We start from the raw sequence: 15528 nt of genomic DNA, 5'->3' as shown, positions 1-15528 counted from the left end.
TCGACCACGGTCCTGCAAGACCAAGCTCCGCACGGCGCCGCCCCCGCCACTACCCGGCACCGCAGCTGCGGTGCCGGGTAGCGGTTCCCTTTTGCCTCAGGAACCGAGGGTTCTCATAAGACAAGCTTCGCGTCATAGGAAGCCGTGATCCACGAATTGGGGGAATTGGGCACGAAGCTGTGGTGTTCGGACGGCATCTCGTTCGGGTCGGGATTGCCGGGGTCGAACGCCCATTTCAGCGCGCCGGTATAGACATCGAACCCACGGGTGACACCGGACGGTTCATGCGTGGAATAGTTGTCGGTCACCGCACCGGACACAATCACCGTGGTATCGGTCACGACCGGCGGGGATGTCGGTTCGTAAAAACCCGCCGTGCGGACAGTCATGCCCTGCTTCAGGTCCACCACGCCGTTCTGGCCAAAACCCGTGCACAGCGCACCAGTCCCGGCATCAAGCGCGAAAAGACGGCCGTCATTGGTGGGCAGGAGGATGCGCTGCGCGCATTCGGTGGGGGCAGGGGCGCCATCCGTCGTCAGCGCACCAGCCCGGGTTTCATGGTAGGAAACGCCACGGCAGGTCAGATGCTGGAAGGTGCGGTTGTATTCGATCTGCGGATCGAACTTCCACCGCTGCCTGCCGGTCTTCGCATCAAGGGCAAACAGGATCTGGTGAGGGGAACACAGGTAAAGCGTATCGCGGATCTTGATGGGTGTGACCTCATCGGTAATCTCACCGGGGTCATTGGGCCTGCGCACGTCGCCCGTGCGGAAGGTCCACGCAACCTTCAGCTTGCTGACATTGCCCGCATTGACCTGTTTCAGCGGCGAGAAGCGATCACCGAACTGGGTGCGGCCATAAGCCTGCCAGTCGCCATCGGGCATCTGTCCGGCGTCACCGGGTTCCGGCGCGTTCTGTGCTACCGGCGGCAGGTTGCCCGCTATGTCCTGCGGATCACGGGTCATGGCGACACCAACCACGATCACAGCCGCCCCGATGGCGCCCAGCAGCGGCATGCGGGTAGCAGGCCCTGCCGGTTCCAGATGGCGCGAGACCCATGGCAGGGCCAGCACGATACCGATGGGCACCAGAATATCCCCACGCGGCGCCAGCGCCCAGAAATCAAGCCCGGCCTCATGCACGGCCCATACCATCGTACCAAGCAGAAGGGCCGCGTAAACCACCAGCGCCGATGCCCGTCGTCGGTACAGCAGGAACGCCGTACCAAGCAGCATGAGGCCCGCAATGGCATAATAGGCGGAACCGCCGATAAGACACAGCCACAGCCCGCCACCCAGCAGGTACAGACCTGACAGGGCGCAGACGGCTATGGCCGCAGCGAGAAGGGGAGCCGAGCGCATAAGGCTATTCATAAGTTTTCCTGATTACCGTGATACAGTACGAACATTCTGACATGAAAGAACGTTAAGACAGACCGTAAGGTCAAGTCCAACCTTATGAATAAAATGTGCGACAGCCCTTTTTTCGCCCGTCTTCCGCCCCGGACAGAGCCGGCAGCAGCGGCGACGGCATGCCCTGCCCCCCGTGTTTTGACACGCTATGCGCCACCGCTATATTCGCCCCATACACAGCGCGGATATACCGGATAACCGCCTGCAGGCAGGAATTTCCCCTTGATTGACCGATCAGCCAAAGACTAGAAAATACATTATGTAGAAATTCGGCATCACGCGCGGAACGATAAATACAAAATTATGAAAATTGCTTTTATTTACATAGCAGAACCTTACCAGTGCTATCATGCCGCGTCGGTCGCCAGTGCGCTTTCTGTCATTCCCGGCTGTGATGTAACAGAATACTACAGTTTTCCAGAAACAGTTCAGCACCTTGCACGCATTCGCAAGGCCATGCACGCACCCGCGCCACCACTGCGTCCGCTGTACCGTTCATGGAAAACACGCCTGCTTAAAACCGCAAAACGACTGGATCAGGAACGCCTGCGGGTACTGCGCGAAAATATTGGGGAACTGAACCAGTACGATGTCGTTGTCGCTACGGAATATACGGCAGGCATATTAAAGGAAATGGGCCTGACCCGGCCACGCCTTGTATTGCTGATGCACGGCGCAGGCGACAGATACGTCAATGATGACCATCTGGTGCGCGATTTTGACCTTGCCCTGCTACCCGGCCCGAAAGTCGAGGCCTATTTCCTGCAGAACGGCATCATCCGCCCCGGGCATTACAATGTGGTCGGCTATCCCAAATTCGATGTTTTTGAAGCCATACGGCACGAAGAACAGCCTCTTTTCCCCAACGGGAAGCCTTTTGCGCTGTACAACCCGCATTACCAGCGAAACCTTACATCCTATTCCGCGTGCATGCGCACGGTCCTGCAGGGTTTCAGGGACCAGACCCTCTACAATCTGGTCGTGGCCCCGCATATCAAGATTTTCCACAAGGGATTCGGGGTGAAGGCCCACCTGCTGGAACGGCAGGCCAGTCAGGACATTCTTGTCGATACCGGTTCACCGGCCATGCTGGACATGACCTACACATCGCAGGCGGCCCTTTATATCGGGGATGTCAGCAGTCAGGTGTATGAATTCCTGGCCGAACCGCGTCCGTGCATTTTCCTTAATCCCGGAAAACTCAAATGGCGCGATGACCCCTATTTCCTGCACTGGACGCTGGGGGACGTGGTGGAGGACCCGGCGGATATCATGCCGGCCGTGGCGCGGGCACAGGCGCGTCACGCCCTGTACAGGCCATTACAGGAAAAGCTGTTTCGGGAAACCTTTGGCACCCCACTGCTTGGGGCTTCGCAACGCGCGGCGCAGGCCATTTCCGATTTCATGAAAAACCAGGCACCCGAACAGCGCCACGCCGCGTAAAAGCGGGGCTGGCGGGGATTTTTATATACTCCGCCAGCCCACAGGGTCAGACCCCGTTATGCGATGACCTGCCCAAGGGTTGCACGCGTGCCCCTGTCGCGGATTGACTGGCGCAGGGCCAGATAACGCTCCACGAAAACGCTGCTATCCCGCAGGTCCCAGCCAGCAAAGGCTGTCATGTCCAGCGCATCTTCCAGTCGGCTGGAGGCGGCCTTGACCTTATCATCATCCGTCAGATGCGGTTCGACGATGGCATAGGTTTCACCCTTGTCGTCATGTCCGCGCAGATATTCGGCATAACAGGCCACCACGAACGCAATGCGCTCGACCGGGCGCCTGTGCGCGATAACGCCCATGGCCGTACTCCTGACGAACATGGCCAGCTTGGACGTGCTGTCGGACGCGATGCGCAGCAACTGGTCGCTGATGGCCTTGTTGCGGAAACGACGCAGCAGACGCCTGCCATAGTCGGTCAGCGCCATGCCCGGCGGGGCATGCAGCAGTGGTTCGGCATCAAAGGCAAGATACTGTTCGACCAGAGTCACCTCATGCAGATCCTGCATGATCTCGCTGACGAAGCGGTAGCCGGACAGCACACCTGACAGGCCAAGCAGGGAGTGGGAGGCATTGAGCATATGCAGCTTGACCGCCTCATATGGCTGGACATCATCGGTGAACTGCACACCCACGGCATCCAGTTCGGGGCGTCCCGCACAGAATTTGTCTTCAACGACCCACTGGATGAAATCCTCGCAGAATACGGGAATCCGGTCATCCAGCCCGCTTTCGGCATCAAGGCGCTTCACATCCTCCGGGTGCACGGCAGGCGTAATACGGTCCACCATGGTGCAGGGGAAGGTGACATTTTCCTCAATCCACCGGGCCAGTCCCGCATCACGCGCCCGCGCCCAGCCAAGAAAGGCGGCACGCGCCACATGACCGTTCTGGGGCAGATTGTCACATGAGAGGATGGTGAACGGACCGGCGCCACTTTCACGCCGCTGGCGCAGGGCCTCGGTCAGCAGGCCGAATATCGTGTGCGGCACCTCACGCTTCAGATCTTCGGCGACAAGCGGATGATCAATGGGGAACACACCGTTCTCATCAACATAATATCCGCCTTCGGTGACGGTCATGCTGACGATACGGATGGCGGGATCAGCCAGGCGGGCGATGGTGGCAACCCGATCGGCCGGTGCATACATGTATTCGGTAATGGAACCGATCACACGCACCACATTCGGGGCGTCGGGCGCGCACTCGGTCAGGGAATACAGACAGTCCTGCGCTTCCATGTCCGTGGCTTTCTGGGCCTCATGCGGGTTTTCCATAAGGCCGATACCCAGAATTCCCCAGCCTTCCTGACCGGGACGCGCCAGCACGCGATCCATATAGACCGCCTGATGGGCACGATGGAAATTGCCCACGCTGATATGCGCAATGCCCGGTTTTACCCGGCTGCGATCATAGGCGGGTACCACGATCTCGGGCGGGAGATGGGACAGGGACTGGTTGTTGAGTGCGGTCATAGCCATTTTCCAAGGAAAGTATCCCCGACGCCTAATAAGAAAACAGGCACCCGACAACCCGTGCAGGCTGCGGTTCTGACGCCCGGCAGGCTCACATGCTGTGATGAAATGACACAGAACGGCCATTTCCGCGCATCCAGGCATTATATGCGCGGAACATGAGGTAGCCCCGGAAGGTTCATGTTGGTAACTAGGCCCTCAGTTCAGAACAACTGTCAGGCAGGATACGGTACAGGCCATGCGCATTGCCTACGTCATCAATTCCCTCGAAGGAGGAGGGGCAGCGTTCCCGGTACCGGCGATCACTTCGGTATTCCGTGAGGCCGGACATACGGTAAAGGTCTTCGCACTGGCCCGCAGGGACGGGCTGGCCATTCCCCTGTGCGAAAAAGCCGGTCTGGAATACTGCATCTGCCCATATGGTGAAAAACAGCCGATACGCATGTTCCTGTGGCTGCGTCGCGCCCTGCGGGCGTGGCAGCCGGACCTGATCTGGACATCCCTCACACGCTCCACGGCCATGGGCGCACTGATCGGTATCCTTGAGCGCAAACCCGTTGTGAGCTGGCAGCATTCGGCCTTTCTCAAGGCGGGAAATCTTCGCCTGCTGCGCGCCCTGCGCAACACGCCACGCATATGGGTAGGGGATTCGGAATACGTGACCGAAGTAACCCGGCAGCGCCTCGATCTCCCCGATGCGCGGATGGCATGCTGGCCCATCTTCTGCGTAAGGACGGATGTGCCGCAGGCCGCGCCCTGGCAACCGGGGGAAGTCATCCGCATTGCATCGCTGGGCCGTTTTTCTCCCGAAAAAGGCTATGATGAACTGATCGACGCCCTGGTCATGCTGCGTGGGCGCGACCTTCCCGCTTTCGAGGTCACGATATGCGGGCGCGGCAAGGAACGTGAACGGCTGGAGGCGAAAAAGCGCGCCCTTGGGCTGGACAACCTGCACCTGCATGATTTCGTGCATGATGTGCCGGATTTTCTTGCTACCCAGCACCTGTATGTCCAGCCTTCCCACTGGGAGGGATTCTGCGTTGCGGTGCATGACGCCATGCAGGCCGGCCTGCCGGTTATCGGCACCGCGGTGGGTGAACTCAACCATTCACTGCAGGAAGGTCGGACAGGATGGAAAGTCCCGCCCCGTGATGCGGCAGCCCTAGCCGAATGTATGGCCCGTGTCCTGTCCCGTCCGGCAGAACTGCATGCCACAGGCTGCAATGCGCGGGCGTATGTGCGTGAACATTTCAGCCATACGAACTTTACCCGCATCGGCCGCGACATCCTGCACCGCGCCATGCCGGGTTGGGCCTGACGGACAGGGGCATACAATCACCCCTTCCGCACGCCTTGCCGGATCGGGTAGGGTAGGGGGGTGAATACAATCCAGCATCCCCCCTCCGAAGAGTCCCGGCAAAAGGACTCGCTCCTCGGTGTTTCCCAGCGTCTTCCGCCCGCCAATGTGCAGGCGGAACAGGCATTGCTGGGCGCGTTACTGACCAATAACCGCGCCTATGACCGTGTTTCGGACTTCCTGACCGGCGCGCATTTCGCCGACGAAATCAATGGCCGCATCTATGACGCCATTTCCCGCCGGATCGAGGCCGGGCAACTGGCCGATCCCGTCACGCTGCGCGCCGAATTCGAAAATACCGGCGTACTGGCCGCAGTCGGGGGCACGTCCTATCTGGCCAAACTGCTGACTTCGATGGTCGGCATCATCAACGCCGCCGATTATGGCCGCGTGATCCATGACGCGTGGATACGGCGGCAGCTTATCGATATCGGGCAGGACGTGGTCAACAACGCCTTTGGCGCACGCCCCGATCTGGACGGTCCCGACCAGATCGCCGCCAGCGAGGAAGCACTGTTCCGTCTGGCCACCGAAAAAGGGCAAGATGGCGGGTTCCTGTCGTTTGACCGTGCATTGGCCGATGCGCTGGACATTGCCCAGCAGGCTTTCAACCGCAGCGGCGATGTTGTGGGGCTTACGACCGGTCTGCGGGATCTGGACAAGAAAACCGGCGGCCTGCATCCATCGGACCTGCTGATCCTTGCGGGTCGTCCTGCCATGGGCAAGACGGCACTGGCCACCAAGATCGCCTTTTCCGCCGCGCGCTCCCTGATGGAAGAAGCGCGCAATGCGCCGGAGGATGACAAGCCCAAGGGTTCGGTCGCCATTTTCTCGCTTGAAATGTCAGCCGAGCAGCTGGCAACCCGTATCCTGTCGGAACAGGCCAGCGTATCGGGCGAAAAGATCCGTCGCGGCGATCTGGGGCAGAAGGAATTCGACCGTTTCGTGCAGGTCAGCCGCGAACTGGCACAACTGCCGCTGCATATTGACGATACGCCCGCCATCTCGCTTTCAGCCATGCGCACACGCTGCCGCCGGCTGGCCCGCACCAAGGGGCTGAGCCTTGTGGTGGTCGATTACCTCCAGCTCATGCGCCCATCGGTGGGAAGCAGGGCAGAAAACCGCGTGCTGGAAATTTCCATGATCACGCAGGGGCTCAAGGCGCTGGCCAAGGAACTGTCGGTTCCCGTCATCGCGCTGTCCCAGCTTTCACGTCAGGTGGAGAGCAGGGAAGACAAGCGGCCCATGCTGTCGGACCTGCGTGAATCCGGATCGATTGAACAGGACGCGGATGCCGTCATGTTCGTCTATCGCGACCAGTACTACCTCCAGCAGCGTCAGCCCAAGGAAACGTCCTATGATTCACAGGACAAGTACCAGACCGCGATGGAGGAATGGCAGCGCAAGATGGACCTTGCGCATAACCGCGCGGAACTGATTCTGGAAAAACAGCGTCATGGTCCGACAGGGACGGTGCATCTGTTCTTCGAGGGCGAGTTCACGCGCTTTGCCGATCTGGATATGGTGCACGACATCTGACCACGGGTTATCCACAGCACGACACTGTTGCAGTCCTGTCACTATGGCGCATGCGCCACAGCGTTGCACGGCATCCATCCATTACCCATATCCTGTGCATGTTTCTGCACAGGATATGGGATGGGCCGGGCACGGGGCGCAGGCATGACCGGCGTGAACAGGACCAGAAGCAGGCGGCCAGCCATGATGAAAGGCTTCCCTCTCTGCACATCTAAAAGTTTTATAAGAAATATTATGCCAACAAATAGCGATGCGGGGCCGTTTACGTCGCGCTTCATGCCGGTTTCCCATGTTCCATCATGGCCAACCCGTTCACGATCCGGCATCATCACGCCATGACTGATACGGCGCTTGCATCCATCTGTGGCTTTGCCTTTTCCGGCATCGAAGCCGTTCCCGTCAAGATCGAGGTCCAGTTGTCCGTGGGCCTGCCATCCTTCCTGATTGTTGGGCTGCCGGACAAGGCCGTCAATGAATCGCGCGAACGCGTGCGTGCAGCCCTGTCCGCCATGGGACTGGCGCTGCCCGCCAAACGCATCGTAGTCAATATGGTGCCCGCCAACCTGATGAAGGAAGGATCGCATTTCGATCTTCCCATCGCACTGGCGCTGCTGGTCGTCATGGGCCTGTTATCGGGCGATCTGGCGCAGCGTTATGCGGCGCTGGGCGAACTTTCGCTTGATGGCGGCGTAAACCCGGTGTGTGGCGTGTTGCCTGCTGCCATTGCGGCATCGGCCCTGTCGCTGGGGCTGATCTGCCCCGCAAGGCAGGGTATCGAGGCCCGCTGGGCCAGTGAGAGCATGGATATCCTTGCCGTCCGCTCCCTGCCCGAACTGCTGAATCACTTCCGGGGGCAGCAGGTTATCGACCCCGTCGAACTACCATCGCGTATCGAACAGGACATGACCACCCTGCCCGACCTTGCCGATATCCGGGGCATGGAAACGGGCCGCCGGGCACTGGAAATCGCCGCCGCCGGTCGCCATTCCCTGTTGATGGTGGGACCGCCAGGTGCCGGAAAATCCATGCTGGCCGCGCGCCTGCCGGGTATCCTGCCTGATCTGACGACGACGGAAATGCTGGAAATAAGCCGAATTCACAGCATTGGCGGCCTGCTGAAAGACGGCCAGCCCGTCAGCAGGCCGCCATTTCGTGATCCGCACCATACCAGCAGCCCAGCTGCACTGAGTGGTGGCGGCGCCCGCGCACGCCCCGGCGAAGTCAGCCTTGCGCATCGCGGCGTGCTGTTTCTGGACGAACTGCCAGAATTTTCCCGCTCCGCACTGGAGATCCTGCGTCAGCCCATGGAAACCGGTTCCATATCCATCGCCCGCGCGGCGGCCCATGTCACCTACCCTGCCCGCTTCCAGCTTATTGCCGCGATGAATCCGTGCAAATGTGGCTATCTGGGCGACGCGGCGCAGGAATGCCGCAAGGCGCCACGCTGTGGCGAGGATTATCAGGCCCGCCTGTCCGGCCCCCTGCTGGACAGACTGGACATGGCTGTTCATGTGGAGCCGGTGCCCCTGACCCGGATTGCGGAAATCAGCGGCGGTGAACCGAGCGCCATTGTCGCTGAAAGGGTAATGGAAGCGGTCTACCGACAACGCGAACGGCAGGGTGAACCGCGCAATGCCGAAGCCCCGACCGACGCGTTCCGCATAACCACTTCTGCGCGTGATTTTGCCGTTCAGGCTGCTGAAAAAATGCGTCTTTCCGCCCGTGGCTTTACCCGCCTGCTACGTGTGGGACGCACGATCGCCGATCTGGCGGCCTGCGAAGATGTCGAACGCGCCCATATTGCCGAGGCACTGGCCTATCGCATGCGCCGCCCCGGTGGAAAATAGCGCCGGGGATGTATTTTTCCCTCTTGCGCACCCTGCCCCGCTGGACTAATAAGGCCCCACCGAAGCGGATGGGTGCGTAGCTCAGCGGTAGAGCATCGCCTTCACACGGCGGGGGTCACAGGTTCAATCCCTGTCGCACCCACCATCCGGCTTCAGCCTCTCCCAAAATACAGTCTGGTAAACGACCTGCCCCATAACGGGACAGCTCTTCTGTGCCCGATTTCTGTCCTGCCATCACATCACATACATGGCGTAATACGACCGTTTCATGGCAGGCCGTGGTGCTATTCCCGTAGTTTTCTTCCGTCCTGCTCCAGATTACAGACGTGTCTATCCTGCTGGAATACGGGTAACGCCCTCGCTACATTTGACATAGGAAAGCTTGTCCTGAAACAGAAACAGGACATAGTAATCCAGTGTCCGGCGGCGTTTTCGGGTCGGATTGGTATAAAAGGGAAAAACGTCGAACGGTCCGTCATATCCCTCCGGTATGGGGTCGTGTTCGCTTATGCAGCGCACGCGGAACAGCGGGGCATACACGGTCGCATCTGAATCCGTACGCCTGACGTGAAAAAGGTTCCTGCGGAATTTCCGCAACCGCTCAGGCAGGACGAAAATCATGTTCTGTTCCAGAAAATTTTGCGGCGGGTTACGGTCCCGCAGATATTTCATGTCTTCGGGCATATCGCAGAAATAATTGGTGTCCTGCACGATCATCGTACACTCTCCCTCCGTTTCCGTTGCATGATCCCGACCGTCCTTCGTGATGGGTACACTGCGGTGTCAGAAACCGAACATATGATCGACTGAAAAACGCCCTTCCCGCCGTATCATGCGCCCATGGTAGCCAAACAGGCGACAGGTCGTATCGCGGATCAGGACATACCCGCCTTCGCCTGCGCGCTGGATGGCCTGCATGCCAAAGACCTCATGCGGCCAGATCGTGCGGGACCCTGACATGGGAATGGCGATCTTTTCCTGCGCGATTACACTTCCGTTGGCCCCATGCAGGTACAGCGACGTGTCTGACATCGGGTTCCATGAAGCCGATGCGGGATAGATCAGCGTGCAGAAACTGAACGGCTCGGCCGTTGCCGCCGTCAGGAACAGTCGGGTGGACAGTCCCGGTGGCCTGCCTACGTAGGATTGCGGCTCACCACGATAGGTCATGACGGTATTGAAGATATGCGAACCGAAGCTGGTCTCGGCCTCATGCCCGGTCTCGCGGTCCTCATAACGGACCAGGGCATGCAGCCAGCCATCCGCTTCCCCTCCGTCCCGGAAATCATAAACCAGTTCCGCATGCCCCTCCGCCCCGGTCAGGGCGCTTACATCCAGCACCTCCGCATGATCGCGCGGCAGGCACCCCATGAAGTGCGATGCCCCTGCACGGCCATCCCTGTTGAAACAGTCCACGCGAACCGGCATGGTCCGCAGGCTTTCAGCCATGGGGGCAGGCTGGATCAATGTGCGATAACGCGCCGGATCGGGCACGGGAAAGGGCAGCAGGTAGCCGCGCCCGAAAAAACGCGGGTCCAGCTTTTCAATACCGGGATCAGTGTGCAGGTCGGCACGCTGTACATTCAGGTGCGCGATACGGGTCCGATTACGGCGCGTGATCTCATAACGCGGCCGTACCACGTAGCCGCCAGCACGGAATTCGATCTGCTCCGGCCATTTCAGATCTGGCAGGATATCCTGAACATGCACGGCGACGGTTTCATAGGGGGCGAGTGGCCGCATAAACGGCACATGCCGGTCATGACCCATGCGGTTCAGGCTCATGCTACCGGACGCGACCGGCAGGGCGTGACTGTTCTGTAGCCATAGCACCACGTCTTCATCTTCCGCCGGAGCGGGAAGATTGGCGTAACGCATCGCGGGCCACGCATTGGCATCATGGGTTACGGACAGGCTGTTGGCGTTGTCCCCCCGTCCGCGCGTTTCAAGCGCATATTTGACGACATCATGCCCCGCGATCCCCTGTGCATGGATAAACAACTGGCCGATAAATTCAGGCAGGCCAAACCGGTCGCGGATTTCGGCACTATCAAGAATGATGGCCTGTCCTGCGTGCGATACCGGCTGTTCCCATGTATGCAGCACCTGTCCATCCTGACTGAACAGACGCAGCCACAGCCTTACGTTACCGGCCCCATACCGCGCCCAGTAATTGGCCGAGACCAGACGGGTGGAAAAATCCGCCGTATCCCGGAAAAAGGCGAGATTCGTGCCAAAATTAAGGGGATCGAGATAGGTATGTGCAACTGACAGCATGCTGTCAGGCAGGCGGGTGGATGCCAGCGTATGCAGGGCGCACTCCTCCGGCAACAGGCCGGACAGGCGGGATTCCATAATGGCATGACTGAAATCCAGCGCCCACACACTGGCTGCCTCACTTTGGGTCAGATCGACCAGCGGCTGCATGACCATTCCCGCACAGGACTGACCGACCTGAAGCGAATCATGAGTGTAAAGCCCGGCTACCCTGATCGGCACCGGCAGCAGCGCCAGCGCGGTTTCCACGATTCCGTGCGGGTCATAAACCGCAACCGGCCCGTTTGCCACCAGTCGATCGGCCAGCTCCGCCAGCTTTTCCGCCGCCAGTGGATGGGTCAGGGCCTTGTAGGCCATGTTGCCGCCCGTAAGCGGGTCAAAGGTACGAATGCCAAGCATGATGCCCTTTTATTCCACTCTGCCAGCATGGGGGAGCGTTATTATTGCGTCGATCCCCCCAGACCCAGACACGCGCGCACGGCTTGGGCCGCCATGGCGGTATCATCCAGCGGCGTTGCCGACCATGTATCCAGTCGCCCCCCGAACGGACGGATACGACCTGCCTGTGTCAGGTCACCCAGAAACTGTCCGATCCGACGCGACTTTCCCGGCAGGGCCGCCACCATGACGGGCGCCGTCGTCGCCACGGCCTCCGAAATCATGGAAACGCTGTCCATTGTCACCACGATGGCATCGGCACAGGCCAGCAACCCCAGATAGGGGTTAGGCCCGGTCTGGTCCCAAATCCACGCATCCGGTCCCGGCAGCGCCTGTTGCAGCAGTGCGATGACCGATGGATCGGTGCGGCGTGAAGGTGTCAGGGCAATGCCCACACGATCGCGTCGCATCATGGTGGTCAGTCGGGCGGCAAGAGCGGCACCTTCCGCCGCGCCCAGCCGGAAGCGCCCGTTGCCACCACCCACCAGAACCGACACGAGCGGACGGGGCAGATGGGCAAGGCGTGGTGCCCATTCCAGCCTCGCCTGCGCCAGAACATCCGGTGTGACGCCATGCAGCGCGGTGCGTGTCAGGATGACATTGGGGCCGGTAATCCTGTCATGGCGGTTGGCAATGACAAGATCGAACCGGGATGGCGGCAGGCGTGGATTCTGTACCTGTATGACACGCGCGCCCTGCCGCCTCAGCGCCGCGCCAACCGCCCCGCCGCTTCCCCCGATGCTGATGACGGGATGCTCACGGTAATCATCGGGCAGGCCAAGCGGTTCTACCGCGCGTAGCGGCGCAGGCCACCATGCGGCGGGAACATGACGCCATATCCCACGGGGGACCAGCGCATGCAGGCACGGTTCCAGTCCGGCCCGGCGTGCCAGTCCGAAGGTCTGGGACCGCATGCCGGCAAGGTCTGCTGCGATAACGGTTGCGGTGCCTGTTGCGTCAGCCATTCGCCCTTCTGGCGGGACATTGGCGCGGCCGTCAATGCCCTGCCCCTTTTGTCTGCGGCGCAGGCGCGCTATGGGGCAGCAATGAGCGAGACAGAACCGACATTTTCCGGCATGGGGCTGGACAGCCGCGTGGTAGCCGCCCTTACACGCATGGGGCTTCCCACGCCGTCCCTGATCCAGCGCGAGGTCATCCCCCCGGTGCTGTCGGGCCGGGATGTGGAAGCCCGCGCGGGCACGGGTAGCGGCAAGACCATCGCCTTCGTAGCGCCCATCCTGTCGGTGCTGATGCAGCCAGCGAAAGACGCTGCGGACGTTACGGCAGATAACAGCCAGGTGCGCTGCATCATCCTGTCGCCCACCCGCGAACTGGCCGGACAGATCACAGGCGTAATCCGGGGACTTGCGCGCGGTAGCGGACTGCGCGTGCTGCAGGCCACCGGCGGCGCACCCCGGGCCGCACAGGTCCGGACACTGACGGAAGGTGTGGCAGTTGCTGTCGGCACACCGGGCCGCGTGATCGACCTGGTGCGTGGTGGGGAACTGGACCTGTCCGGCATCAGCCACTTCGTGCTTGATGAAGCCGACCGTATGCTTGAACCCGGCTTTGCCGAAGAAATGCTGGCGCTGGCCATGGCCCTGCCCGCACGTCACCAGACCCTGCTGTTTTCCGCCACCATTCCACCGGCCATGGCCGAACTGGCGGCCCGCCTGCTGCATCGTCCCGTGCGTATCAGCGTAGATGCCGAACAGGCCCCTACCCCGCGTATCGCCCAGTATGCGATATTCGTGCCCATGCGGCACAAGACGGCGGCGACGCTGGCATGCCTGCGCCATTACGGCATGCAGCGCGTGATGGTATTTGTCCGCACGCGGCAGGAAGCCGACAGTATCGCGCGCGCCATTTCAGCTCTGACCCCGGCTGTCGCCATTCATGGCGAACATTCACAGGCCCGGCGCGAGCGCATGCTGCGTGATTTCCGGCAGGGCCGCGTGGGCGTGCTGGTTGCAACCGATGTGATGGCGCGCGGAATCGACATCGACGACATAGCCCTGGTCATCAACCATGACATTCCGCCACAGCCCGAATCCTATGTGCATCGCATTGGCCGCACGGCCCGGGCCGGGCGACGTGGCATGGCCGTCGCCCTGTGCGCGCCCGAAGAACGTCATGCCCTGAAGGACATCGAACGTCTGACCAGCCAGCGCATACGGATCGCCCCCCTGCCTGAATAACGGCGTTTTTTAAAGTCTCTGCCCGTTTCCCATTCCGGTGCCGCAATCACCCTACGGGCATGGTCATGCATTTGTCATGTTCCGCCACACGCGCTGCCCTTGCCGTGTGGTCCGGGCTGGATAAACTGCATTTTATGATGATTACGGATGTCATGCGTAACCATGCCTGGGGGCATGGACGACCTTGTGTGCAGAACACGGAATCACGCGTGACATGACCTGTGGGCCGGATGATACACGCCTGCCCGTACGGGTCGAACGCTCCCACCCGTTTATGGACCGGCTGCCGCCACCACCGTCGCCCCTGCCACGATGGAAAATCGAAATTGCACCGCCTGACCTCACCCCATGGCTGGAAGGTAACTGCGGCGTCCCCGGCGTCATGCATTATGAAGGGCGCAGGCCCGGCCCGCATACGGTATGTGTCAGCCTGATCCATGGAAACGAATTCGCCGGGGCCATTGTGCTCGACCGCCTGCTGCGTGAACGCATCCGCCCGCGCGCTGGTCGGCTTTCACTGGTCTTCGCCAATCCGGAGGCCATGACCCTTTTCAACCCTGCCGATCCCATCCGCTCACGCTTCGTGGACGAGGACATGAACCGCGTATGGTCGCCAGCCCTGCTGGATGACGCGCGTAGCTCGCATGAACTGGATCGCGCGCGGCTTCTGCTGCCGGTGATCCTGACCGCGGATCGCCTGCTGGACCTGCATTCCATGCTCTGGCCGGGTGATCCGCTGGTACTGACCGGCATATCCGCAAGGGGACGCAGGCTGGCGGGGCGCATACGCGGGATCAGTCTGAGTGTGGCAGACAGGGGCCATCAGGCAGGATGCAGGCTGATCGACCATCCCCGCTTCGCAGACCCGGGTTCCGCCGCGGCCTGCCTGCTTGAAGCCGGGCAGCACTGGCAGATGGATACCGTGGAGCGTACGATGCAGGCCGTCCTGTCCCTGATCGGCCCATGCTGCGGCCTGTCCATCAGGACCGATGAGGCCGCGCCGCAACGCCACAGCACTGTAACGGATGTGATAACCGCCCGTAGCGGTGTGTTCCGCTTCACCCGTCCGTTCCGTAGTGGCGCGGTCGTGCCGACAGGCGGAACCATAATCGCATTTGACGGGGACGATGAAATCCGCACCCCCTATGACCGGTGCATGCTGGTCATGCCCAACCTGCGCCCGGCCTGTGGCCAGACCGCCGTGCGCTTCGCCCGCGCCGTCAGGGAATAGGCAGCAGTTTCACACACTGCGGGACCGGTCGGAAGGTGAAAGAGGCAGGAAAAAACCTGCCATTACCCATTCATGAATGACGCCCCTGCCCCGGATCAGTAACCAGAGCAGGGCCGCAGGTCATTCAGGCGTAGATCGGGAACCGCGCACACAGCGCCTTGACGCGCGCATGGACGGCCTGTTCCGTGGCGGGGCAGCCTTCGCCGCCTTCACGGGCAAGGGCGGTGAGGACCTCATCGATCATGAGGCCGACTTCC

General features: G+C 60.9%; 11 protein-coding genes, 1 tRNA gene and 2 pseudogenes. 7 read left to right on the top strand and 7 right to left on the bottom strand.

Features of this window, described 5'->3' with window-relative positions; genetic code table 11:
• Window positions 1–116: 116 nt before the first annotated feature.
• A pseudogene (locus ACBR42_RS15880) lies at window positions 117–1373 on the bottom strand (membrane-bound PQQ-dependent dehydrogenase, glucose/quinate/shikimate family); the annotation flags it as partial.
• A 495-nt stretch (window positions 1374–1868) separates the two neighbouring features.
• On the opposite strand from ACBR42_RS15880, the gene ACBR42_RS15875 reads away from it, so the two are divergent.
• Window positions 1869–2855, top strand: a complete 987-nt coding sequence (locus ACBR42_RS15875) for a hypothetical protein (RefSeq protein WP_371208655.1) — start codon at window positions 1869–1871, stop codon at window positions 2853–2855.
• Between the two features lie 56 nt (window positions 2856–2911).
• Here ACBR42_RS15875 and ACBR42_RS15870 read toward each other — a convergent pair whose 3' ends face one another.
• Window positions 2912–4384 carry a mannitol dehydrogenase family protein gene (locus ACBR42_RS15870; protein ID WP_371208654.1) on the bottom strand — a complete coding sequence of 491 codons (1473 nt, stop codon included), beginning with the start codon at window positions 4382–4384 and terminating at the stop codon, window positions 2912–2914.
• Between the two features lie 238 nt (window positions 4385–4622).
• On the opposite strand from ACBR42_RS15870, the gene ACBR42_RS15865 reads away from it, so the two are divergent.
• On the top strand, window positions 4623–5702 hold the full coding sequence (locus ACBR42_RS15865; protein ID WP_371208653.1) for a glycosyltransferase family 4 protein: 1080 nt from the start codon (window positions 4623–4625) through the stop codon (window positions 5700–5702).
• 60 nt (window positions 5703–5762) lie between these two features.
• Window positions 5763–7280: a replicative DNA helicase gene (locus ACBR42_RS15860; protein ID WP_102323555.1), complete on the top strand. Its 1518-nt coding sequence runs from the start codon at window positions 5763–5765 to the stop codon at window positions 7278–7280.
• Window positions 7281–7321: 41 nt separating this feature from the next.
• Here the strand turns inward: ACBR42_RS15860 and ACBR42_RS15855 are convergent, their stop codons facing one another.
• Window positions 7322–7558 carry a hypothetical protein gene (locus ACBR42_RS15855; protein ID WP_371208652.1) on the bottom strand — a complete coding sequence of 79 codons (237 nt, stop codon included), beginning with the start codon at window positions 7556–7558 and terminating at the stop codon, window positions 7322–7324.
• A gap of 57 nt (window positions 7559–7615) precedes the next feature.
• On the opposite strand from ACBR42_RS15855, the gene ACBR42_RS15850 reads away from it, so the two are divergent.
• Both ACBR42_RS15850 and ACBR42_RS15845 read left to right on the top strand, forming a co-directional pair.
• Window positions 7616–9127 (top strand): YifB family Mg chelatase-like AAA ATPase, encoded by a 1512-nt coding sequence (locus tag ACBR42_RS15850; RefSeq protein ID WP_371208657.1) that lies wholly within the window; start codon window positions 7616–7618, stop codon window positions 9125–9127.
• Between the two features lie 70 nt (window positions 9128–9197).
• Window positions 9198–9272: transfer RNA gene (locus tag ACBR42_RS15845), tRNA-Val, on the top strand.
• A 185-nt stretch (window positions 9273–9457) separates the two neighbouring features.
• Here the strand turns inward: ACBR42_RS15845 and ACBR42_RS15840 are convergent.
• From ACBR42_RS15840 to ACBR42_RS15830, 3 genes are all read right to left on the bottom strand, one after another.
• Entirely contained in the window at window positions 9458–9844 is a 387-nt protein-coding gene (locus tag ACBR42_RS15840; RefSeq protein ID WP_102323553.1) for a hypothetical protein, read from the bottom strand.
• Window positions 9845–9910: 66 nt separating this feature from the next.
• Entirely contained in the window at window positions 9911–11803 is a 1893-nt protein-coding gene (locus tag ACBR42_RS15835; RefSeq protein ID WP_371208651.1) for a hypothetical protein, read from the bottom strand.
• A 41-nt stretch (window positions 11804–11844) separates the two neighbouring features.
• Window positions 11845–12807, bottom strand: a complete 963-nt coding sequence (locus tag ACBR42_RS15830) for a mitochondrial fission ELM1 family protein (RefSeq protein WP_371208650.1) — start codon at window positions 12805–12807, stop codon at window positions 11845–11847.
• Window positions 12808–12918: 111 nt separating this feature from the next.
• On the opposite strand from ACBR42_RS15830, the gene ACBR42_RS15825 reads away from it, so the two are divergent.
• Both ACBR42_RS15825 and ACBR42_RS15820 read left to right on the top strand, forming a co-directional pair.
• On the top strand, window positions 12919–14040 hold the full coding sequence (locus tag ACBR42_RS15825; protein WP_371208656.1) for a DEAD/DEAH box helicase: 1122 nt from the start codon (window positions 12919–12921) through the stop codon (window positions 14038–14040).
• A 214-nt stretch (window positions 14041–14254) separates the two neighbouring features.
• Complete coding sequence (locus ACBR42_RS15820) at window positions 14255–15271, top strand: succinylglutamate desuccinylase/aspartoacylase family protein (protein WP_371208649.1); 1017 nt, start codon at window positions 14255–14257, stop codon at window positions 15269–15271.
• Window positions 15272–15395: 124 nt separating this feature from the next.
• Here the strand turns inward: ACBR42_RS15820 and glyA are convergent.
• Window positions 15396–15528, bottom strand: a pseudogene (gene glyA, locus ACBR42_RS15815) (serine hydroxymethyltransferase); the annotation flags it as partial.

Source organism: Komagataeibacter sp. SM21 (genome assembly GCF_041402665.1).
Lineage (GTDB): Bacteria > Pseudomonadota > Alphaproteobacteria > Acetobacterales > Acetobacteraceae > Komagataeibacter > Komagataeibacter saccharivorans.
This window is presented reverse-complemented; position numbering and strand designations above follow the sequence as displayed.